Source organism: Bradyrhizobium sp. WSM1417 (assembly GCF_000515415.1).
GTDB lineage: Bacteria > Pseudomonadota > Alphaproteobacteria > Rhizobiales > Xanthobacteraceae > Bradyrhizobium.
Genome location: NZ_KI911783.1, coordinates 1,988,715 through 2,008,245, shown reverse-complemented (window position 1 = coordinate 2,008,245; position 19,531 = coordinate 1,988,715). Strand labels below are relative to the sequence as shown.

At 55.6% G+C, this 19,531-nt stretch carries 18 protein-coding genes and 1 pseudogene; 6 read left to right on the top strand and 13 right to left on the bottom strand.

What is annotated here, in order from left to right; all coding sequences use genetic code 11:
* Nucleotides 1–3: 3 nt before the first annotated feature.
* The gene (locus BRA1417_RS41675; RefSeq protein ID WP_084462156.1) at nt 4–933 is read right to left on the bottom strand and encodes a GH25 family lysozyme; all 930 of its coding nucleotides are present in this window, start codon (nt 931–933) and stop codon (nt 4–6) included.
* 672 nt (nt 934–1,605) lie between these two features.
* Here BRA1417_RS41675 and BRA1417_RS43745 point away from each other — a divergent pair.
* The gene (locus tag BRA1417_RS43745) at nt 1,606–2,991 is read left to right on the top strand and encodes a hypothetical protein (RefSeq protein WP_156948655.1); all 1,386 of its coding nucleotides are present in this window, start codon (nt 1,606–1,608) and stop codon (nt 2,989–2,991) included.
* Nucleotides 2,992–3,663: 672 nt separating this feature from the next.
* On the opposite strand, the gene BRA1417_RS39790 is transcribed toward BRA1417_RS43745, so the two are convergent.
* The 4 genes from BRA1417_RS39790 to BRA1417_RS44690 form a co-directional block, all read right to left on the bottom strand.
* Complete coding sequence (locus tag BRA1417_RS39790; RefSeq protein ID WP_245286167.1) at nt 3,664–4,140, bottom strand: hypothetical protein; 477 nt, start codon at nt 4,138–4,140, stop codon at nt 3,664–3,666.
* Nucleotides 4,127–4,357, bottom strand: coding sequence for a hypothetical protein (locus BRA1417_RS0109665; RefSeq protein ID WP_027515650.1), 231 nt, complete (start codon nt 4,355–4,357; stop codon nt 4,127–4,129). Before BRA1417_RS0109665 ends, BRA1417_RS39790 begins: the two co-directional genes overlap by 14 nt.
* Before the next feature lie 156 nt (nt 4,358–4,513).
* A complete protein-coding gene (locus tag BRA1417_RS0109660) occupies nt 4,514–5,644 on the bottom strand; it encodes a pentapeptide repeat-containing protein (protein WP_027515649.1) in 1,131 nt (376 codons plus the stop codon).
* On the bottom strand, nt 5,634–6,365 hold the full coding sequence (locus BRA1417_RS44690) for a hypothetical protein (protein ID WP_198034804.1): 732 nt from the start codon (nt 6,363–6,365) through the stop codon (nt 5,634–5,636). The genes BRA1417_RS0109660 and BRA1417_RS44690 overlap by 11 nt, the downstream gene beginning before the upstream one ends.
* A gap of 437 nt (nt 6,366–6,802) precedes the next feature.
* Between BRA1417_RS44690 and BRA1417_RS43740 the strand changes: the two genes are divergently transcribed.
* The 3 genes from BRA1417_RS43740 (at nt 6,803) to BRA1417_RS0109645 (ending at nt 8,365) form a co-directional block, all read left to right on the top strand.
* Nucleotides 6,803–7,162, top strand: a complete 360-nt coding sequence (locus BRA1417_RS43740; protein WP_156948654.1) for a hypothetical protein — start codon at nt 6,803–6,805, stop codon at nt 7,160–7,162.
* Nucleotides 7,163–7,472: 310 nt separating this feature from the next.
* Complete coding sequence (locus tag BRA1417_RS0109650; RefSeq protein WP_027515647.1) at nt 7,473–7,904, top strand: antitoxin Xre/MbcA/ParS toxin-binding domain-containing protein; 432 nt, start codon at nt 7,473–7,475, stop codon at nt 7,902–7,904.
* A complete protein-coding gene (locus BRA1417_RS0109645; protein WP_027515646.1) occupies nt 7,904–8,365 on the top strand; it encodes an RES family NAD+ phosphorylase in 462 nt (153 codons plus the stop codon). Before BRA1417_RS0109650 ends, BRA1417_RS0109645 begins: the two co-directional genes overlap by 1 nt.
* 11 nt (nt 8,366–8,376) lie before the next feature.
* Here the strand turns inward: BRA1417_RS0109645 and BRA1417_RS0109640 are convergent, their stop codons facing one another.
* Entirely contained in the window at nt 8,377–8,691 is a 315-nt protein-coding gene (locus BRA1417_RS0109640) for a hypothetical protein (protein ID WP_027515645.1), read from the bottom strand.
* A gap of 289 nt (nt 8,692–8,980) precedes the next feature.
* Nucleotides 8,981–9,943, bottom strand: a complete 963-nt coding sequence (locus BRA1417_RS42360; RefSeq protein WP_245286166.1) for a Crp/Fnr family transcriptional regulator — start codon at nt 9,941–9,943, stop codon at nt 8,981–8,983.
* Nucleotides 9,944–10,496: 553 nt separating this feature from the next.
* On the opposite strand from BRA1417_RS42360, the gene BRA1417_RS0109630 reads away from it, so the two are divergent.
* Nucleotides 10,497–10,856 carry a methylamine utilization protein gene (locus tag BRA1417_RS0109630; protein ID WP_027515644.1) on the top strand — a complete coding sequence of 120 codons (360 nt, stop codon included), beginning with the start codon at nt 10,497–10,499 and terminating at the stop codon, nt 10,854–10,856.
* Between the two features lie 5 nt (nt 10,857–10,861).
* Here BRA1417_RS0109630 and BRA1417_RS0109625 read toward each other — a convergent pair whose 3' ends face one another.
* From BRA1417_RS0109625 to BRA1417_RS44685, 4 genes and pseudogenes are all read right to left on the bottom strand, one after another.
* Entirely contained in the window at nt 10,862–11,923 is a 1,062-nt protein-coding gene (locus BRA1417_RS0109625; protein ID WP_156948653.1) for a hypothetical protein, read from the bottom strand.
* A 435-nt stretch (nt 11,924–12,358) separates the two neighbouring features.
* Nucleotides 12,359–13,381, bottom strand: a complete 1,023-nt coding sequence (locus BRA1417_RS0109615; protein ID WP_027515642.1) for a cytochrome-c peroxidase — start codon at nt 13,379–13,381, stop codon at nt 12,359–12,361.
* Between the two features lie 379 nt (nt 13,382–13,760).
* Nucleotides 13,761–16,709: an EAL domain-containing protein gene (locus BRA1417_RS0109610; RefSeq protein WP_084462152.1), complete on the bottom strand. Its 2,949-nt coding sequence runs from the start codon at nt 16,707–16,709 to the stop codon at nt 13,761–13,763.
* Between the two features lie 183 nt (nt 16,710–16,892).
* A pseudogene (locus tag BRA1417_RS44685) lies at nt 16,893–17,024 on the bottom strand (Flp family type IVb pilin); the annotation flags it as partial.
* Nucleotides 17,025–17,734: 710 nt separating this feature from the next.
* On the opposite strand from BRA1417_RS44685, the gene BRA1417_RS43730 reads away from it, so the two are divergent.
* Entirely contained in the window at nt 17,735–17,914 is a 180-nt protein-coding gene (locus BRA1417_RS43730) for a hypothetical protein (RefSeq protein ID WP_027515640.1), read from the top strand.
* A 641-nt stretch (nt 17,915–18,555) separates the two neighbouring features.
* Here the strand turns inward: BRA1417_RS43730 and BRA1417_RS45385 are convergent.
* Together BRA1417_RS45385 and BRA1417_RS45380 are read right to left on the bottom strand one after the other, a co-directional pair.
* The gene (locus BRA1417_RS45385; RefSeq protein WP_245286344.1) at nt 18,556–19,032 is read right to left on the bottom strand and encodes an AAA family ATPase; all 477 of its coding nucleotides are present in this window, start codon (nt 19,030–19,032) and stop codon (nt 18,556–18,558) included.
* A gap of 107 nt (nt 19,033–19,139) precedes the next feature.
* Nucleotides 19,140–19,418, bottom strand: a complete 279-nt coding sequence (locus BRA1417_RS45380; protein ID WP_245286379.1) for a hypothetical protein — start codon at nt 19,416–19,418, stop codon at nt 19,140–19,142.
* Nucleotides 19,419–19,531 lie beyond the last annotated feature (113 nt).

Sequence of the window (19,531 nt, the reverse complement as noted above, 5' to 3'; positions counted from 1 at the left end):
CCGTCAATTTACGTGAAGCACTGAATGCAATTTGTCGATTGAACCATCAAAGATCGATGCATCTATGTGAATTGTCGATCTTACTTGAGGCAAAGCGGCGGCATCCGTAAATTGCCATAAGGTCCATTCAGCACCAGGCGGCGTTCCTGGTTTCTCGGTCGCCAAACCGTTACCTGAATAGTCGGCAACCCAAAAGATCGGCGTACTAATTTCTTTCGCTCGGTCTCGCTTCCCTATTCGCGCGCGCCACCATGCGGCCGAAGTGTAGAGCACCGGATCGCGCTTTTCACTTAACTTAACTTTATCTAGCCACCGGTTGACCCGCTCAATAATCTCGTCTGCCGACAAGAAGCTCCATTTATCGCACCTAAGCACGACCTCGTCCGCGGCTTTTCGAATCTTGATCACAGCGTCATTAGGGCAATCGTCTCGCATCGGACCGGCATCCCATTCGAGATCCAAGCTCGACGGAAGCTTTAACGCCCCAAATGGTTGAACGGTTTTCAAGAAGAAGTCTGCTTGCGCCGTCGCATCGTCCGCCGACGAGAGGAAGTGATAAGCGCCAGCTTCTATACGTGTTTTCTGTACCCTGGGAAGATTTGTCTTCAGCGAAGGATCAACATATGAAAGACCCTGTGTCGCTTTTAAATACACAAACTGCACCTTTTGATCGTAAATGCCACCCCAGTCGTACTCGCATTTGCAGGCGTCTTCTTGGTGATGTGAGAAATCCACTCCAAATGTTGAGCTTGCCCTGGCATTGTCAGGAAATTTGAATTTGGACGGCAAGCTGAAGGGGTCGATGTTCGCTTCCACGTTCCTAATTACAGAGAAGAGTTGTTGTCTGGAAAACTCTTCCTCCGCAGAACACGGAGTGCTGGCAGCCGTGCACGCTGCAACCCAAGCCAAACAAATTGTGAGCTGCGTTTTCATATTCTCCCCCTCACAACGTTCTGAACAAAAACCTACTTGATAACATCACTCCAAGCTACGGAGTTGGCGGACAACCGCACGATCCGATCTCTGCGGCTGAACAGTCCTTCAGCAGCAGCGCGAGGCGCACCAATCGATGCCGTCCAAGATAAACTACCTTTCATTGTAAGCGAGCCATTTTTCTCCCGTCAATAGACGTTGCGAAAAACGTTGAGCCTCACCAGCCCTGGGCGGCTCGGGTGGGCGCAATGAGCTATGGAGATGGCATCGCATATCGGGCACTGACTTGGCAGGCAGCAACTCTCGCCGTTCACCCCGCATCTCTTCTTTTGCCGCGAGAAATGAGAGTGGGCTGGTCTCCCAAGCCGAAAGTTTCGCCCCAGCGAAATGACCGTATTTCGAGGGAGTCTCTTGACATCAATTTTTTCGCCAACCTAAGGTAGACGGAAGGCAGGGGCGCATTTCAATGAAACGTCTTTTATTCGGACGCCGGAACCCTACGGTTTCCCTGGTTTTATTTATCGTTCTTGTCAGCGCATTTTTTCTCTCATCAAGTGACGTTTATGCTGCTGTTCAAGTATGGCAAGAAAAGACGCTGACCCGGGCCGTCGTCGGTCTGACAGAAACGCGATCACCCGCTTACAGAGTGGGGTAATTGCAGGCGTAGGGCCCGTGCTTCCCGTTTCGATTGCCGAAAGCGTAACGTCGTGCGTCTCAGCGTCACTTAATGAAGCAGCAAAGGTAATCACCGAAACATTTGACGACGATATCCAACCTTTTTCCACCATTGAGGATCAGATTCGACTACTTCCTATCGGCCAGAACCGAGAAGTGAATCGCTCAACCATCGAGCAACGCGTCAAATATTTGAATGACCGTCTTTCTGCCACTATCAAATTCGCGCAGGACCAATTCAAGTTTCGAATGAGGATTTGCTTGCGAGAGTACCAGCCTCCCGCGCCGGGCTTCAGCATCGTCTTTACGTTGCGAGTTTGTAACGGAAATCAGCACGGGTGCGAAACAGACAGCGCAGGCGATACAACTCGATTCGAAAAATTGTTTGAATGGCTGTCTCGAACTAACCCTGCAATTGTCAATCGTTGGGAGGCGCTTGACGATACCGGGCAGGCCATACCCGCTGATGCAAATCTGCTCGAAGCCTACAGTGGTAAACAGTTGTGGCCTAATGAGCCGACAGCAGACGTTTTGCTGACTCAATTTGAATCGTTAGCCTTAGCCAATCGCAAGAAACCGAACATAACTTACGTTGCCCCCTCCATGATGAGGCTATCCATGGCTCAAGGGCGGCAGGTACTCGCGGCCACCGCTGCGCCCGGTCGAGCGCTAGCTCAACTTCGTAATACAGACCAGCTTGAATTTGCGAGCTTCACGACAGATGCGTCTGGGGCGGTCCGGTCCACAGTCCAAACCATCAAAAGACCGCTAGCGAGCTTCAAGCAATGGTCGGACGATATCGCGCGCGCACGTATAACCGAATGCGCTCGGTTTCGAGGAACCGGAGATCCAACTCTCATCGGTGGTTGCGCTGGGTACAAGCTTGATGCTTCGTCCGCGCAGGTTGTTCAAGATTGCTTGATGGGTAAACGATGTCTAGCCGACCCATCGGAAAAGGCGTTTGCTTCGATTGCGAGCATGATCAGGTATAATGCCGAAGAGGTCGAACAGCGTGCACTTGCGCTGCCAAAATTTGCGGTTGCGGTCACCACCACAATGGGTGATTTTGAGCAGATCGCAGGTACTTGCCTCAGCCAAAATCGGAATGACCCAAGCGAGGCGTCGCTTTGCGTTGTGAGAGCGAATGCCAATCCCGCAAATGCGAAGATGATTGATTGCCTAAGGGCCGCGAAGGCATCAGGGAATTCTCGAAGTCGAGATGAAAAAGTGCCTTCTCGATGGAATTTCAGACAGCCGCGTCAAACAACAAACCGAGTGCGTGTTAAATGCTGGAAAGACCCCGAAAGAAATTGTCGCGTGCACTTCGGTGAACGTCCTGCCACCGAGGGGTGTCGAGCACCTTCCAATGTTTTTACCGATTGAGAACAGATCCACAGAACGCGTCGCTTGCTAAGTGCTTTCCATCTGGTAACGCTGACCAGGCTGCCGCCCTCGCCTGTGTCCAGCAAAATCGAGGCAACTGGGCGGACTCTTTTTTGTGCTTCGCCGATGGAAAGAAGGCCATCCCTCCCGCTCTCAAGAATGGAATTTCTTGCGCCGCGAACGCTAGCGATAGTTGGCAATCGTTCGGAGCTTGCGTCGCTGGTAAAAGCGCCGTGAACCTTCCTGGGGACGCAGGCAAGCTGGCAACCTGTGCTGCTGCAAATGGTGGATTCAATCTCGGCACCGCGACATGCATGGCCGGAGATGGATTGACCCCTGAACAGCGGATTGCGGTTCAGTGTGCAACACGGAGCGTTGACTTGTCCTCTTATGCAGTATGCACGGGCGGATTGCTGGTGTTCAAGGAGTTCCAGCAGTGCCAATCTGACAAATTCGGATCCGGTCGCTGTTTTGGGGAGAACAACGAGATACGTAAGTTCTTTCGTAATGTCCTCGGACAGGACATTCACTCCGACACGGTGGTCGGCCAAGTGATAAATGTGCCCCTCGAAGTGGTTAAGTTCCTGGCTAACAACGCTCCCCCTTCTATCCAGGTTGGATCGATAAACGGCGCTCGAATCTGCCTACCATGGTGTTGAGCCGCCTCGCTGGTCAACGTTGTGGCTCGGGAGCGTAAGCAATCGTCTTCAGTGCCTTGTTCGCATCACCGCGACCTTGATAAGTGCCGAGCAACTCACCCTTGTCGCCGATCTCTTCAACACGATACAGCGTCCAGCGCTTGTCTTTGCCCTGTGCGATGCGGAACGTACGGCCATTGCGGCGACAATAGAACGCTTCGGATTTATCGATTTGGGTCCAACTACAATCCGCACCCGAGAGAAACCGCAGTTCCAGTTTGACCCGTTCCTCCTCTCTCCAGCGCCGATAGTTTTGCTCCTGCTCGTGTCTAAGCCTCTCTTCCTCGCGCTCGATGTGCTCCTGCAGCGCTCCAATGATTGCGCGCATCTCAGTACCGCATGCCTTTTCTGACTGATACAGCGCGACGCAGCCATCCTTGAGTTCGTCCTTCGGATAATTTGTATGTGGTTCCTCCCAATGATCGCGATCATCCATGTTATGCAGGCTCAAGGCTCAGAATCCCGCTCAGCTCAATCTTGAATTCAAGAAGAGGCTGCGGCTTGGCTTGCAGCTCCAGAACTTGCAGCTCCAGAACTATTCCGCTTGCTCCCAATCTCTCCGCATCCATCATGTGGGCGGCGGCAGTCGGCACGTTGATCCGTCCTTCCTGTATTAGACCAGAGAGCAGATCTTCCTTCGCAGCTAGTTGCGTGGTGATGCTTTGCATTGTCGGTTGCCCCTATGCCTGCCGGAATCGGCATGAAACAGATTGATCGAAGAAAAGTCGCCAAACAACATCAGAGATGTCGCTCAAATAGCTAATCTTCTGACCGCTTATGTCGCCAGTATCGAAACGTCTGCCGAGTTCGAGCGGAGCGCCTTTCTAGATTATCTCATCCGGCAACGCCGCCTGCTCCGTTTGAAACGGAACGCCGTATTTGCCTCGAATGGTCCCCAACACTTTCTTTATCAAGCGTGCCCTGAGAAGAACGCTATCATGCGCCACGCTTAAAAACCCTTGCGGTCTGGGATCCACCATTGAAGCAATTGTACGCCGTGCCTCCAGCCCATCCAAAGATGGATTCATCAGCGAACGGCGAGACATCCGCAATATCGTATCGTTCGAGATCGGTTTGACGAAGTCCAAATACCCGTTGACGGTAGTGTCTAGCAACAACTCGCAGCTCTGGCGGAGTTCGATTTTTGCTACTCTCTCAACGTAAGCACGGCGCGTTAGGGAAAACTCAGACGACAGCAGAGCTTTCCGAACGCGCTCCGGAGCGTCAAGCAGGTGTTTTGAGGAAAGCACACCAGTCGCGGCCTCCCGGCTTATCTTTTCGTCCGAATGGCCGATGAAACGCGTCATAACATTGAATGCATCGAGATCATGCACGTAGAGAGAACGAAGCGTTCGTATGCATGAGCGTAACACGCTGGGCTTCTGCTCAAATTGTGCCAGCGTATGGTAGATAAACGCCTTGTGTTCCTCCTTAGTGTCTACAGCGAGGCCTAAATAGAGTAGTATTTCAGCCTTTACCGTGAGATTTGTACTGTCATCAAAGACGGCTTTTGCAATTTTGAGCGCATTGCCGGATTCTCTATCGGCGCGAAGCATTCCCTCCACAGCCAAAATCACGTTCGCCCAGTGCTCGTTCCGCAGCCGTTCTACTCGATCAGCGTAGTCGGGATTTGCTTCAAGGAACTCTTTTTTGGATAGAAGGTAGCTAAACACTGAATTTTCTGTGTGTGCGCCCTCGAAGCATGTACTCGCGTCCCACACCACATTGACTCCAAATGCGCCGCGCAAGTCTGCATCTGTGAAGTCAAACCCACGGAGATCTGAGTTTGACAAGTCGACATCAGCGAGGTCAGCATGCCTAAGGTCGCGGGCGGGGTTGAGATTCAAGAACCGCACTTGATCCGCAAAGTTTCCAAGATCAGAATCAAGAAACCGTTCCGCCAACTGCAGAACGTCAACGGGGATACTTGCTTGAAGCGTGTCTTCAGTCTTCAACGTCGATTTCCGATCTAGAGAAAGCCACCAGTCCGGCAAACGAATCGCTTCCGGCCAACGCTTTGGAAAGCAGGACCTGCAGGAGCTTTCTTTCGTTGGTACCTCTAAAAACGCCCACCTTCTCCGGCGTGAACACAATGTCCTTTTGCTTGGCGTAGGCCGTTAAGTCGATCCGTTTTGTATTTGCTCGATCTTGGCAAGATGTACGCAACAGGAGAGCATCATTAAGATAGGTCCCGTCGAGGATCGGCATCTCCCATGGCGGTTCTGAAATCTCCCACGTCAAATTTCCACGCGCTCTTACACGATAGTGGGTCTGCTTTTCTGTGGTCGACACGGTGCCCTTCTCGGCTATCGCTTGAGAATCGTCTGTCTTCGCCGAAAGCTCCGAATTCAATGCCAACTTAAGGCCGAGTCCGCCCGTCCTTTTTCTCTCCACCGAAATCTCGGTTGAAACCGTACGCTCTCGCGTCTCTTGACTCTCCTTTATAGGCTCGCCGTGACGCGATCCCGGAACGGCGTGAAGCCCGCTTAGATCAAGGCTGAGCATCAATCTCTTCAGACCGACGGAGAAGCGCAACTTACTAGAAGCCTCCAACATTGCCGGCTGCACCCTAAGCTCCGAGCGAATTTCGTTTTGCCCCTCAACGGCAGCGCTGGGGGTACAGCGAACAATGAGTTCAACTAGGTCAGGGATCGAATTTTTATCAGAAAAGCCCACTCTCAATTCCTTTGATCGATCGCGTTTACGTGCCCTTCGCGACTAGTATTTCTCCTTGCCAGCCAATATGCGAGCTTTTCACCGGCGAATGCCGTCATGGGTCGCGCGCGACTCGTATGTTCGACAACCGCAGGCTGAGCGCAATAGGCTGCAGGCAGCAATCGGCCGGAAAGTGGGGAGAACCAACCCGATGGTAGACACTCACCCTCCGATTACCTTCAGGCCTGCTCATTCCCTCCCACGGGCATCTAGCCTTTCACATCCGCGACCACGTTCCGAAGACTCTCAACGGCCGCACCAATCTGGCGAGACTGCTGCGTGTCCGCGATCAGAAGCGCATGAAGTCAACGGTCCGAGCAATCGAACGTGTCGACAGGCTGGCTTGTGTTCGGGTGCAAGCCGCTAAGTGATCCACTTCGCTCGCTGTTTGACCGTCAATGGCGGCGCTTCTTCACGCCTGCGTCTTCAATGATATGGCTGGCATCCGGCTTTTCAATTCCTGCGTCTATGTCAAGCGACCTGTTGCAGACGCACGGATCACCGGCACCACATTGGCAGCCGAGCTCTGCGCTCCAGGCTCGGTTCGGGTGGTTCTCGCTGACAAACCCCAAGCCGAAGCAGATGGGACAGTTGGGATCAGTCATGACATCAAAAAGGGCGCGGGCCTTGCTCCCAAGATCGCAAGCATACCGCGCGCCTCGGCCCGACAATTTACGGTGCCAAGCTTCAGCCTCAGCTCTAGTTGGGGAAAATCAGATCGCATTGCGGAAGACGGCCTTTGCCTTTCTCTTCGATAACGCGCCGATAGGTCGTGAGGTTGTAATAGTCCGTGATCCCGAGCGCTCGAATGACCGGAGTTCGGCTCTCAAGCGCGGTGAGATAGTCGTTCCAGCGATCTGCGCCCCTGAACTGGTCGTTCAGGACAGTTCCTGGCGCGTGGACATGCGGTTCCCAGCGGTGCCAACACGGCCCTGGATCGAAAGTCCCTGCCCCACGACGGTCCCCCAGTCTGGCTCGTCGCAGGCGGCGCCTGTGCGAACCTCTTGCAAATTCGGCAATATGCCGCTATGTATACGGCACATTGCCGCCCCAATCAAGGAGGCCTCCGTGTCCATTGTCGAAATCGTAGCTAGGAAGCTAGGCGGACGCTCGGTCCTTGGCGGGGTCATCCGCTCTCAGGCGGACCTAGCCCTGGCGGTGCGAAAGCGGCTTCCCCTGACCGCGCTGCATGGGTTGGCAAAGGCCGGACTTAGTGATCAGGAAATCGAGTTGTTCGTCATCCCGCAACGTACGCGCCGGCATCGAGCAGAGAAAAAGCAACCGCTCACCGTGGAAGAATCCGATCGAGCAGTGCGATTGCTGCGCGTGCAGACACTTGCCGAGGACACCTTCGGCGATGTCGAAAAGGCGAATATTTGGCTCCGCCGTTCGCTAGCAGAACTTCATGGCGAGACGCCGTTGGCGGTAGCGCAGACCGAAACTGGCGCACGCGTCGTCGAGACCATACTGGGCAAGATCGCGTGGGGCGCCGCCGCCTAATGCTGCTTTGGCGTTTGTCAGGTGTGCAGCATGCCAAGGCATTCGATGGTGGCTATGGCCTGCTCTTTGATGGACGCTGGAATACGGTCGGGCGGCCTGTCACCTACTGCAGCACGTCCCCTGCGCTGTGCGTGCTGGAAAAGCTGGTCCACATCGAGGATCCGACCCTTATGCCCGCACTTATGATGGTGCGCTACGATGTGCCAGATGACCTTGGCGTCGAGACGCTGGGCTTAAACGATCTGCCCGCCGATTGGCGACGCCAGGAAGTTTGGACCCAGCAACGGGGCGATCAATGGCACGCCTCGCTCGCGACACCCCTGCTCCGCGTTCCCTCTGCCATCGTCCCTCTAGATCAGTCTCCCGACGTCAACATCTTAATCAACCACGCTCACAAGGACGCGGCCCGCGTCTCCGTTGTCTCCGTCGAGCCATTCGTCCTTGATCCGCGCCTGTTTTGAGTCGGATAGCGCTACCGACGCCAGGTCAGCTTGAACTCCTGGTCGAACCACATTTCAACAACGAATCTCACGGACGTCGCGGTTCTGAACGCCAGAAAACTCGAGTCGTTCTGCTCCATCCACGAATAGAATTGTGAAAAGCTCAAGTCGGCTTCGGGAACATCGTCGAGCCCGCTGTCGGTGCGGCACTTGTGAAGCAAATGACGAATGACTGGCTCGCATTCGCTCTTCTTCACCTGGTGTGCTCGAGGTTTAGCAACGTACGCCCCTCTTAGCTCAGTATCGTTGCAAATCTCGGCGGCATGAAGCACCACAACCGTGATCATCGGGGCACTATCAGGAGTGAGAGCCCCTGTGCTTTCGATATCGCGTGGCTAGACCGATCATGACGCGAACGCCAGGTGTCGCTTGTTTGCGCGTACGCGAGCAGCCTCTGTAAACTTCGACCTGATCTTACGCGGCTGTCGGGCCGGAGGTCGTTGACTTCACTCGATCGGCTCATGCACCCGATACGGTTGCCTGCCTTGATAACCCGGAGCTCGGATCGAGTCTTCGGTCCTTACAGCTCGGTCGCGAGCCGACCGTAACGGAAACGAGACTTACGGAAGATGTCGGCTACCCCATCAGCTCTTTTGCTGGAATCGCGGACTGAGACGAGGCATAGGCGCCTGAAATGAGCTTGTAACAACAACATGCCCTTTGCTCAAGGCACTTGGGTTCATCAATCTGCAAGACACCGCGCATCTTGCGGATCAGCCCTCGTTCTTCGAATCGGCTTAGAGTCTGCGTTACTCCAGCGCGACGAAGTCCCAAGACAGACGAAAGGTAGTCATGGGTAACTGGCAGCACACGAACGTCAGCAGCATCACTCGCCAAACAAAGCCAGCTCGCGAGCCTCTGTTCACGATCGTGCCGAACCCCGCACAATCCTGTCTGAACGCACTGAAATGCCAGCGCTTGAACGTACTCAAAGAGATGTTCTCGGATCTCAGGACGCTCCTTTACTAGCCGGCGCAATTCCTCAACACGGATCCTGTGCGCGCTTCCGGGAAAGAACACCACAGATTGATGCGTCGAAAGATGTCCTCCCCACAAGAACGAAGCACCGACCACACCTCGATATCCTATGACGGCCGTTTCAAGCATGCTCCCCGCCGCGACAACTCTTAGCGAGACCAGGCCCGACTCCACGAAGTAAACGTGCTCTACATGCCTTTTCGGCTCTTGCAGAACCATACGTTCTTTTAGGACGATCGGCTCAAGGCAATCTCCTAGTGCCGCGAGGCCTTCCAGAGAAATTTTGGACAGGATAGCATTTCTCACAGGGGGCCGCGTATTAGGACGCAAGCTATCGAGCCGACAAAGCGTCGGCTGTGTGCCAGTAACTCCTGCGAGAGCGGGGTCTCCCGAGCTTTCCAGCGGTTCAAGGACGGCTGGCACCTGATTGGTCATAGTGCGGTCCGTCTCATAGCGTGGATATCTGCTGGAAACGTAGCCCAATACCGATCTGGATTCCTGCAATGAGAAGCGCGATGAGCACAAATCCGGCGCTTGGAGGACTTCTTTGATGATTTTCAACGATTGACCGGGCCGATGGTGGTGCGGAGCACTCGCCTTGGATTCGTCAGCGCCTTCGCGCGGAACGCCGTCAGACGCGCGAGACGCCGTTTGCGCCTGGCCAGGGTTGCGCATTCCACTGCGTGAGCCGAACACAGCGCCATTAAGGCTTCGCAGAGAACATGCTGACGCCAGGCGAGCGTTCAATCATGCTCCCTATGTGCCGAAGTTCATTATTTGCTACGCGGATTTGTTCTGATGCCCTGCGGGCAATCAAACAATCTTTACTCAGCAGCTGATGCCATGAGGCTCCACTGTTTGTCTCCCCGCAGGGACGTGGCGACGACCGGCTATATCCTCGCATCGCCAAAACGCAAACATGCTGCGCGGACACAGCCGGCTGCCTATCCACGCCCCACCTTTTTCTCTAATAATGACTGGAACCGACGCGCAACATTAGTCAATCTCTGAAAAATTAAAATCAATCTCTGATAAGTGTCGCAGTAGTCCCGGGGTGCGGCGGTCCGCGGTAAGGTCGCATTTTTTATAGGATTTAGCTTTCAATGAGGTTGGAATGAGGACAAAGTTGATACCTTCGCGCACAAGCAAGTTCGGTTTCCAGATCACCGCCGCAATAGTGGGAGGGCTCCTCGCTGGAGCCGCTCTAGGCGCCAACCCCTATGTAATCTCGCAAAAAGATCGAGAATTCAGACCCAAGGAAATCATAATAAAGCGCGGCGAGACTCTACGGTTCATCAACGACGATGGCGAGCTCTTGCATCACGCCTATTTGAGCTCAGACACCTTCGAATTCGATTCCGGCGATCAACAGCCGGGCAGCCAATTCGACGTCCTCTTTTCTGTGGCTGGTGATTACGCTGTGTTGTGCGGCATTCATCCCAAGATGAAGCTTGGCGTGCATGTCAAAAAGTAGCGCGCCTACAGAATTGAGGTATTGAAGATCACTGCATGAGCGACATAGTAGGCGCAGAGCGTACCCGTCAGCGCCGCACATAGGCCGGCCGGAGCGAGCCAGGGAGCGCGATAGTCGGCCTCCCTCGGCTGGTTATCGGAAAGTATCGCGACCAGGACGACGATGATCGCCGAGTGCCCGATCAAATCAACCTTGCCGAATTCGAAGCACGCGCTGATGAACATTCCAAGCAGTATGGCAGCTGCAACGCGCCGGACCAGTGGCGTCCAAGCTAGGGCAAACGCGAGCGTGAATTCGACCATACCAGCGGCACGCATATAGAACTCACTGTCGAACCCAAGCGTCATGCCGGGGTGCTCGATCAGAAGTGGGAAGCTCCATTCCGGGTAGGCCCACTTTTCCACCGAGGCCCACATCAACGTGACGGCGGTTGCGTAGCGAACGACATCGAGCGGCGGAACGCCGAACAGATCTTTTTGCAAGCCAGTGAGCGCGAGGTAGGCCGCAAGGCCCAGAAAGATCGGATAATCAGCCAGATGAAACGTTCCGTAGTCTCGAACGGCGAGCGCGAACAGCACCGCGATCCCCGCCGCGGAAAAGGGCATAGTGCGGCGCGATAGCAGGCCTGTGGCGATGGCGAGCTGCAAAGGCCCAACCATTGGCGAAGTCGTTTTCAATTCCGGAGTCAGCAAGATACCGCCCACCGCCCAAAGCGAGATGAAGAAAAATCCGCAGACAGCACGGATCATTTCCTCGGTGTGTAGCCGCAATCGGTCCGTGAAGCGGTTGAGGGAGCGGGCCGTCAGCTCACCCAAAGACGTCCGCTCAACCATGCAGCCGGAAAAAAACCAGAGCAGGGCAAGAGCCAACAGCAGTTCAAAATCCTGGCACAGCACGTTTTCGAGGCTTCGGGGCTGGCCGGCAGCGTCATAGGCACAGAACCACTTGACATGGGCACTGGCACCTTGTGTCCCCAAGAACCAGAAAGAAAGTCCCGCGATGGACTTTGCAAAAAGGGGGCTTCCCCGGAATGCCGCAATGGCATCCCGCGTCAGAGACCTGAACATAAAAAAACTACCCCTCTGGAAAAGCGCCCGCCTCTGACGATGTATTCAACTTAGCATAACTCTTAAGGATGTGACGGAGCCTGCATCCGAAGGTTGTTCGCTGGGTAAATGGGGACACGCCGACAAGGATTTGTGCGGCGAGACTATCGCAAGTCCCTTCAACTTTACCGATTTTGACGACGGGCCTTCAATGCAAGTGTCGTACTGAATGTAAGACAAAAACGGATGTCTGGAGTAGTCCATGTTCGGTGCGTTTCGTACGAAGAGAGTGCCCGTGGGCTCGGCGCTGGCCCGCACCGCAAAGCGGCTCACAGCATGCAGTGAAACCCTGGAGACGTGGGCGGGCGGTTTCCTCATCCTCGTGTTTGGCTTGCTGGGAGCGGCATTGCCGCACTTTCCCTAAGAGCCTCCCCGGCCGCGCGATCGGGGCGCCGGTCACCGCGCTAACTTGGGAAAAGGCGTATCCTTCGAGGATGCGGTGAGCGTCTGAAGAAAAGCGATCAAATCCGCCTTTTCGCTTTCCGTAAGAGATAGAGGCCTTATTGAAGGCGAGCGACTCGGACGGTCACTCCCACCCTTGTCATAGAGTTCGATGACCCCTTCGAGGGTTGCGACCGATCCATCATGCATGTAGGGAGCACGCCGCGCGACATCGCGCAATGTCGGCGTTTTGAATGCGTACCGCAGCTTTTGCGACGTCGGAAACAGCCGGCCGCGTCCAACGTCGTCGTTCTTTGCGACGCCAATATCGTGAAACGATCCGTCAGTAAAAGATGCTCCACCGTGGCAGTTTGAGCAATGGGCTTTGCCGTTGAAACTCTCAAAGCCGCGTTTTGCCGCCGCGCTGATCGCTGTTTCGTCTCCCATGATCCATAGGTCGAATGGAGATTCGCCAGCAACGATGGTTCGTTCAAAAGTAGCCAAGGCGGCTTCGATCCTGGGTCGCGTGATCGCATCATCCCCGAATGCGGCTGCGAATGCGTCAGTATAGGCCGGGATAGCGGAGAGACGCGCGATCAATTCTGATTCCGTCAAATTCATGTTGGCCCGGCCTGTGATCGGCCCGAACGTGACGGCTTCGAGAGTCTTGAATTTGCCGTCCCACCCCAACGGTTCGGTGAACGCCACATCGATCAGGGTCGGCGCACGCAATGGCAGGCCCCTGGGATCCTCGCCGATCGCACGCGCAAGGCCATCCCCCCAGGAAAGCGACGGATTGTGGCATGTCGCGCAGGAACGGGTGCGGGACTTCGAGAGCAGCGCATCGAAGAAGAGTCTTTCCCCGAGAGCAGCTTTCGGCACCGTGTAGGGATTACGATCGGGAAAAGGGATCGCCGCCGGCCGACGATAGCTGGCGCGCGCAGTGGTATCGGCTGATGTCTCCGCCGCTACCGAGGCAAACGGCTGGCCCGGCGGAAAAAAGGCCGCGAGCAAAGCTAAGCTGACCCAGACCCTCATCGGCTCCTCGACGATACATCGCCTTCTATATGGCCCCCCTGGAAACAAAGCCTTAATAGCAAGTATCGGGTGCTGCCGATTAAGCGAAATCTCCTTCATAAAACCTTTGCCCTCCACGATTAGGGCGCGCCAACAATTGGTGCAGCGGATCCGTGTGAAATTATAATGGAAGCCTCGATGAGTTTCATTTCACAGCGCTCAACAAAACCGCAGGCTGGAGCTGCAGCGCGCTGATAGCGCCGCTGATTGTGATCGCGCCCGACGATCGGAGTCTTTGTAGCCCCGGTCGCTAACATGCTACGCACGATGCGGATCCGGAACGCATTGAAACGCAACGGCGAGAGCGCACTCAGGACTGAACAAAAAGTCTTGGTTCGTCTTAGCCGGTCATCGCACTGCTCAACTGACGCTTTGCGAGGCCGCCTCTCAGATTCAGGATCGTTGATGCTATTTCGGTAGCAGGGACCGGGCGGCTGAATAGGAATCCCTGCGCCTCGTTGCACCCTTCCGCTTTTATCTGATTCAACTGTTCAATCGTCTCGACCCCCTCCGCCGTTGTTGTTATGCCGAGACCTTTTCCGAGACTGGTGATGGCTCTTACGATTAATTTAGATCCATTTGTCGCTGTTGCGTCACGGACGAATGACTGATCGATTTTGAGCTTGTCAAAGGGGAAGCTGCGCAGATAGCTTAGCGAGGAGTATCCAGTACCAAAATCATCTAAAGCGATGCTCAGCCCCTGCGCCTTCAACTTGTGCAGTGTTGCAATCGTCTCGGCGCTGTTTCCAAGGAGACCAGACTCCGTGATTTCCAATTCGAGCCGTTGCGGGGCCAGCGTTGAAGCATCAAGCGCGTTTGCGATAACCTCCGCAAATCTTGGATCGCGAATCTGAGTCGCCGAGACATTGACCGCAATCTTGAGCTCGCTCGGCCAACCGGCCGCCTGCTCGCAGGCGCGGTTGAGAACCCATTCACCCAGCGGAGTGATGAGACCAATGTCTTCTGCAATGGGAATGAATTGGTCAGGTGGCACCAGCCCACGCTTCGGATGAGGCCAGCGCAATAGTGCTTCGAAGCCGCTGATCCGGTCCATCCACAAGTCATAAATGGGTTGATAGAACAGAGTGAATTCGTCCTTGTCCATGGCCTCGCGAAGATCGAGTTCGAGCGCGCGGCGGCTCTGCAAACTTGCGTCCATCGCCGGTTCGAAAAACCGCCATGTTCCCCTGCCGCCCGCCTTGGACCGGTATAACGCCATGTCCGCATTTTTCAGGAGCATTTCACGTGTCGTGCCGTCACCGGGCGCGAGTGCAATTCCGACGCTGCACCCGACGATGACGCGATGCCCATTTAGCTCATAAGGCGCTCCGATACATTCCACCACGCGGCGGGCGAGACGTTCGGCATCTTCAGCGTTTTGGACATCAGATTGTATGATCGCAAACTCGTCGCCACCCAACCGGGCGACGGTATCAATCTCGCGGACGCACGCGCTCAATCGGTCGGCGACCGCGCAAAGCAGCCCATCACCCACCGGATGGCCCAAGGTGTCATTGATCTGTTTGAAATTGTCCAGATCCAGGCAGAACACCGCAAAGCCAGAACCCCGGCCGGCCTCGGCGACGGCGTGTTCAATGCGCTCGGCGAACAATGAGCGATTAGGTAGTCGGGTCAGATCATCATGCCGCGCCATGAAGGTAATTTGAGATTGGGCTCTCTGTTGGTCGGTCACATCTTCGCAACTGATGAGCCAGCCGCCATCAGAAGTGGAGCGATGCCCAATACAGACGACGCGTCCGTCGTTAAGGCGCTGGAGGTAGTTGCCGCTCTCGTGGTGAGCCAAGCATTTCTCCCGCTCCGCCAGCAGATCGGCCACCGTCTGGCGCCCATGATTTCCAGCGGCAACACTCAAACCGAGTACTTCCTCGAAAGTCATGCCCGGAGCGACGAGTTCAGGCGAAAGATCAAAGATCTCACAGAAGCGTCGGTTTACGACTTGCAGCCGTGCCTCACTATCGTAGAGGCAGAGGCCCTGAGACATGTGTGTCAGCGCCGCATCCAGTCTCAGATTCGTCGCATGCAACTCGGCTTTCTGACGCTTCAACCCGGTGATATCGCTATAAACGAGGATAACACCCCCCTCTTGGGTCGGGCTGCGGCTAACTCGCAGCCACCGTCCATCTGGGAGGCGGGCTTCGCTCGCCAATCCTTCGACGTCGTGAGAGACCTCTCGTTGCGTGATTTCCGCTCCGGTTGATTCATCGCTCGGCACCCGCTCGCCTCGAAAAAGATCCGGATGAACAAGCTGCGAGGAGCAGCCGATGAATTCGGTGGCTCTGGAATTGACCAATGCTATGTGCCCGTTCGCGTCCAGGAGCACGATGCCTTCTCGAGAATTTTCAAGCGCATCGGAAAGCCGCGCCTGCGCGGAGCGACGTTGCGCCACCTCTCGATCGACCATCTCCCTGATGTTGTCCCGCATCTTCCTCATGGCTGCGAGTAGCGAGCCTAGCTCGTCACTGCTGCCTCTTGGAATGTCTGCGTTCAAGTCGCCATCCGCAATACTCCTTGCCGCTTTCGACGCAATGGCGACAGGTCCGATAATCCGCCGTGCCAACAACCACGAAAAGAACCCGGACAGAAGGAGCGCAACGGTCAGCGCCACCACATTCAGTTGCAGATCCCGTTTGATCGCAGCAAGCGCTCGCTGACGGAATAGAAAACCATCCCCGGCCGTATAGTTCACCAGCAATTCAATCTGCTGATTTACGATGTTGGAAAGCTGGTCAACATCGTCGATTTCCCGAGCGCTCGCTTCATCGCTCCCAGTGCCATCAGTAGACGCTTGAAGGGGACGGCGATGAATCGCGACCCAGGCGTTTGCCGCTTCTTTAACTTTGGCGGCTGCCTTCGCAGCTCTCGCTGATTGCGACCGTTCAGCCGCTATGGTCACATCTTCCGAAAGCGTCTTCGCCAGCTGGTCGATTTCATCATCCAGTCGAACACGGGCAGACGGATGCCTTGTGACGTGTGAAGACGCGACGCGCATCGCGGCAAAATCGGCACCAGCCGCACGTGCGTAATTGATCGACATCAAGGACTCATCGAAGGTCCGCGCAACCAAGTCGCCTGCGTGCCGGATACCAAGGACGGAATACCCTCCGAGGCCCACCGCAATCGCGCTCATCGCAAGACAAAAGCACGAGATCGCGATTCGGATCGACCCTCGAGCCGAGACAAAGCGCGAGAAACAGGCTGTCACGGACTGAAAGGCTTCAAGGACCACTTTCGATTGATTGGCAAATCTGCCGACGACGAAAAGACTCATCCAGGTGTCTTTCGCTAAACAAGAATTTCCGAGCAGCCGCATTGAGACGATCCGTTCACCCCCTCGCTGCAACACTTGTCAAGTTCCGTCGAATCCAAGCGGCGTAGCTCGCCTCGGACTGGAGCCGTTCTTGCACATGCGGTGGAGAAAACGAGGCCGCCAAGAGAGGCGGGCGGCCTTTGATTATTTCAGAGAGCTGCTGATCGAGGCGAATTTCGTATTGAGTTTAGTGCCTAGCCCATTCACGACTGCGATGATTGCAAGCGAGATACCCGCCGCTATCAGCCCATATTCTGTGGCGGTAGCCCCACTCTTCGCGTGAAAAGTGAACTAGCGCTTTCACGGTGCGTGCCTTTCCAAGATTTAACGCTCGGGATTTACCGGCAATTTGTTAAAGCCGGCAGAATCTCATTCGAGATTCCGCTTGGTGTGGCGCCAAAACTTTGTACGGAACGTACAAATGCGCGCACACTCTGCAAGGTCGCGGTGAACTTCTCGCCAGGATTGGCTCGGACCGCCCGAGCAACCCTCGGAGGCTCAGTGTAGGGCAAGCCACCTCACTGGCAGATGCGGACAGAGGGTCTTACCCTCCCTCATCACCCGCGATCATCCCGTCCGCAGCCCCGACTAGCCGATGGAGTGATCCGACCCGTTGAGAGAGGGCGGAGGCGATCGATCGGAGGCCAATGTTAAGTGCTGGGCTGGGCCCCCCGGGTTTGATGTCGATGCATTTTGTAATAGGAGATAGTCCTGCAATAACCTGACAAGGGGCAGGGCACGATCCCGAGCTTCTAATGGGAAGCACGCGATGTGATCGCTGCGCAAAGCATTAGGGTCATAACCGAGCGGAGGATTTTTGTACGTAACGTTCCAATCTGTGGCCGGAGCAACACGCTCGGGCGAGTAAAGGCACCGTTCGTACGTCCGGTGCTGTATTGTCGGCGCTCCGCCCAGATTTCGCTATTAATAGTTAGCGAGCAAAGCAAAACTCTTCCTTCGCACTCACATGCTCGGAAAGGTTCGATATGAATTACGACGACAACGGAAATCGCCATGAAGTATCGCTGATGACGGACGAACAGCTCGAGCTGGCGCACTGCAAGCAACAGATTGCTCGCCTCAAACAGCTGGTTGTGCGCCTTTCTGAAATTGCGTTGCGCAACGTCGTAAGAGAGGCCGAGGATCGAAGATCGGAGCGCGCGTGAATCTCTGGCGGGCCACCGAACGACCGGCCCGGAGGGAAACGAACGTTGCCTCGTAGCGCGCTGTTTGGCACCGTGGCTCCCGCCGGGGGTCAGGGAGCAGCCCCCCTTATCTCCATAGGGTGGGGCTCCTATTTTCTAGGCGAAACCCTTTTGAGGGTTCAGATGGCTCGGCTCCTCTGGTTGATCGGACACCGGACATTCGCAGGAAAAGCGTACAGGACAACTATTGCCGATTGAGTCGATTACGGCGCAGAGCATAGTTAGACTGCAACAGCCGACGAATGCATCCGGAGCCTCGACCGAGACTTATCGGAAACGGGACAATAGAGATACCAACCCCGCTTGCCGCCTAGTCCCGGCTCGCCAAAGAGGCCTCGAAATGGTTCCGTGCCGTCCCCGACGAAATCTTCATATCGAAGGCAATTTCCTGCAGCGCTCTTCCTTCTACCATAAGCGAGCCGAGTCTGAGCGGGCGTCAATCCGAATATCTCCATCACATCTGATCGAACCGGCAATCGCGCCGTCAATCCCCTCGCAGACTCGCCAGTCCGGGGAGCTATGAATTCGACGGCTGGAAACACCTCATGATAGCTATCAGACGAACCTGCCGGGCGCCGCCATTGGCGCTGCCCTTGGCTGGCTCACTTGATCGCCTGCACACAAATGCGTTCAATCTCGGCGAAAGAATAGCCTTCCAGCGAACCGACCTGGGACGTCGGATCGAAAGCTGTTTTGATATTCTTGAATTTCAGCGCCAAGAAATGCTCGGTCATCTCCCGGTCAGGCTTTTCGAACCAGATGACCTCGTCGAAGCGACGCCAGACCGCAGCGTCGAGAGACTGGTCGAGATTGGTCGCCGCGACCAAAAAGCCCTTCGGCTTGATCCGGTCGATGAAGATCAAAAGGCTGTTGACCACGCGCCGCAGCTCGTTGTGCTCGCTCGTATCGTCACGCGAGCGCGCCAGGGCATCGAATTCGTCGAGAAAAAGGACGCAGGGCTGCTTGCGCGCGAACTCGAAAATCTTGCGAACGTTGGTCGCGGTTTCGCCGAGATAAGACGAGATCAGGCGGTCGATCTTGACCACGAACAACGGAAGCCCGAGCTCACCTGCGAAGATCTCGGTACAAAGAGTCTTTCCGCAGCCCGGAGGTCCACAGAACAGGAGCTTCGATCGTACCGGCAGTCCGCTGCGGCGGATGTCATCGGCGCGGCGGAATTCCTGGATCAGTCCGGAAAAATCCGGATGTTGGCCTTGCTGAGAACGATGTCGCTCTTGGTATGCTCCGGCTCGACGCGCTCGACGAAGTCGTTGGCCGCATCCGGGAACGGAATGAGTGGCGCCAGCGCCCGCGGGGGTGGCGCGCGATTCGAGGCATGGTCGAGGGTCTGGCGGAGCGACCGCGCCAGAACGCGGTTGTTCTTCTGCTCCTCCTCCAGAATGATCTGTTCGGCGACAGCCCGGAACTCGTCGTCCCGGCCGTAACTCGCCAACAGCTTTTTCATCAACTCGCCGCGAGCCATTAGCGGTCCACTCATTTATTCTGGCGACAAACATAGTTTGGATCGTCGGTCCCCACCATGCCTTTCAGCCGTCAAAGCCACGTCAACCACAGCCA

Coding starts and splice junctions, on each gene's coding strand:
- BRA1417_RS41675 (WP_084462156.1), bottom strand. CDS start 933: ATGAAAACGCAGCTCACAATTTGTTTGGCTTGGGTTGCAGCGTGCACG.
- BRA1417_RS0109665 (WP_027515650.1), bottom strand. CDS start 4,357: ATGCAAAGCATCACCACGCAACTAGCTGCGAAGGAAGATCTGCTCTCT.
- BRA1417_RS43740 (WP_156948654.1), top strand. CDS start 6,803: ATGGCGGCGCTTCTTCACGCCTGCGTCTTCAATGATATGGCTGGCATC.
- BRA1417_RS0109645 (WP_027515646.1), top strand. CDS start 7,904: ATGCTGCTTTGGCGTTTGTCAGGTGTGCAGCATGCCAAGGCATTCGAT.
- BRA1417_RS0109640 (WP_027515645.1), bottom strand. CDS start 8,691: ATGATCACGGTTGTGGTGCTTCATGCCGCCGAGATTTGCAACGATACT.
- BRA1417_RS0109630 (WP_027515644.1), top strand. CDS start 10,497: ATGAGGACAAAGTTGATACCTTCGCGCACAAGCAAGTTCGGTTTCCAG.
- BRA1417_RS0109625 (WP_156948653.1), bottom strand. CDS start 11,923: ATGTTCAGGTCTCTGACGCGGGATGCCATTGCGGCATTCCGGGGAAGC.
- BRA1417_RS0109615 (WP_027515642.1), bottom strand. CDS start 13,381: ATGAGGGTCTGGGTCAGCTTAGCTTTGCTCGCGGCCTTTTTTCCGCCG.
- BRA1417_RS0109610 (WP_084462152.1), bottom strand. CDS start 16,709: ATGAGTCTTTTCGTCGTCGGCAGATTTGCCAATCAATCGAAAGTGGTC.
- BRA1417_RS43730 (WP_027515640.1), top strand. CDS start 17,735: ATGAATTACGACGACAACGGAAATCGCCATGAAGTATCGCTGATGACG.
- BRA1417_RS45380 (WP_245286379.1), bottom strand. CDS start 19,418: ATGAAAAAGCTGTTGGCGAGTTACGGCCGGGACGACGAGTTCCGGGCT.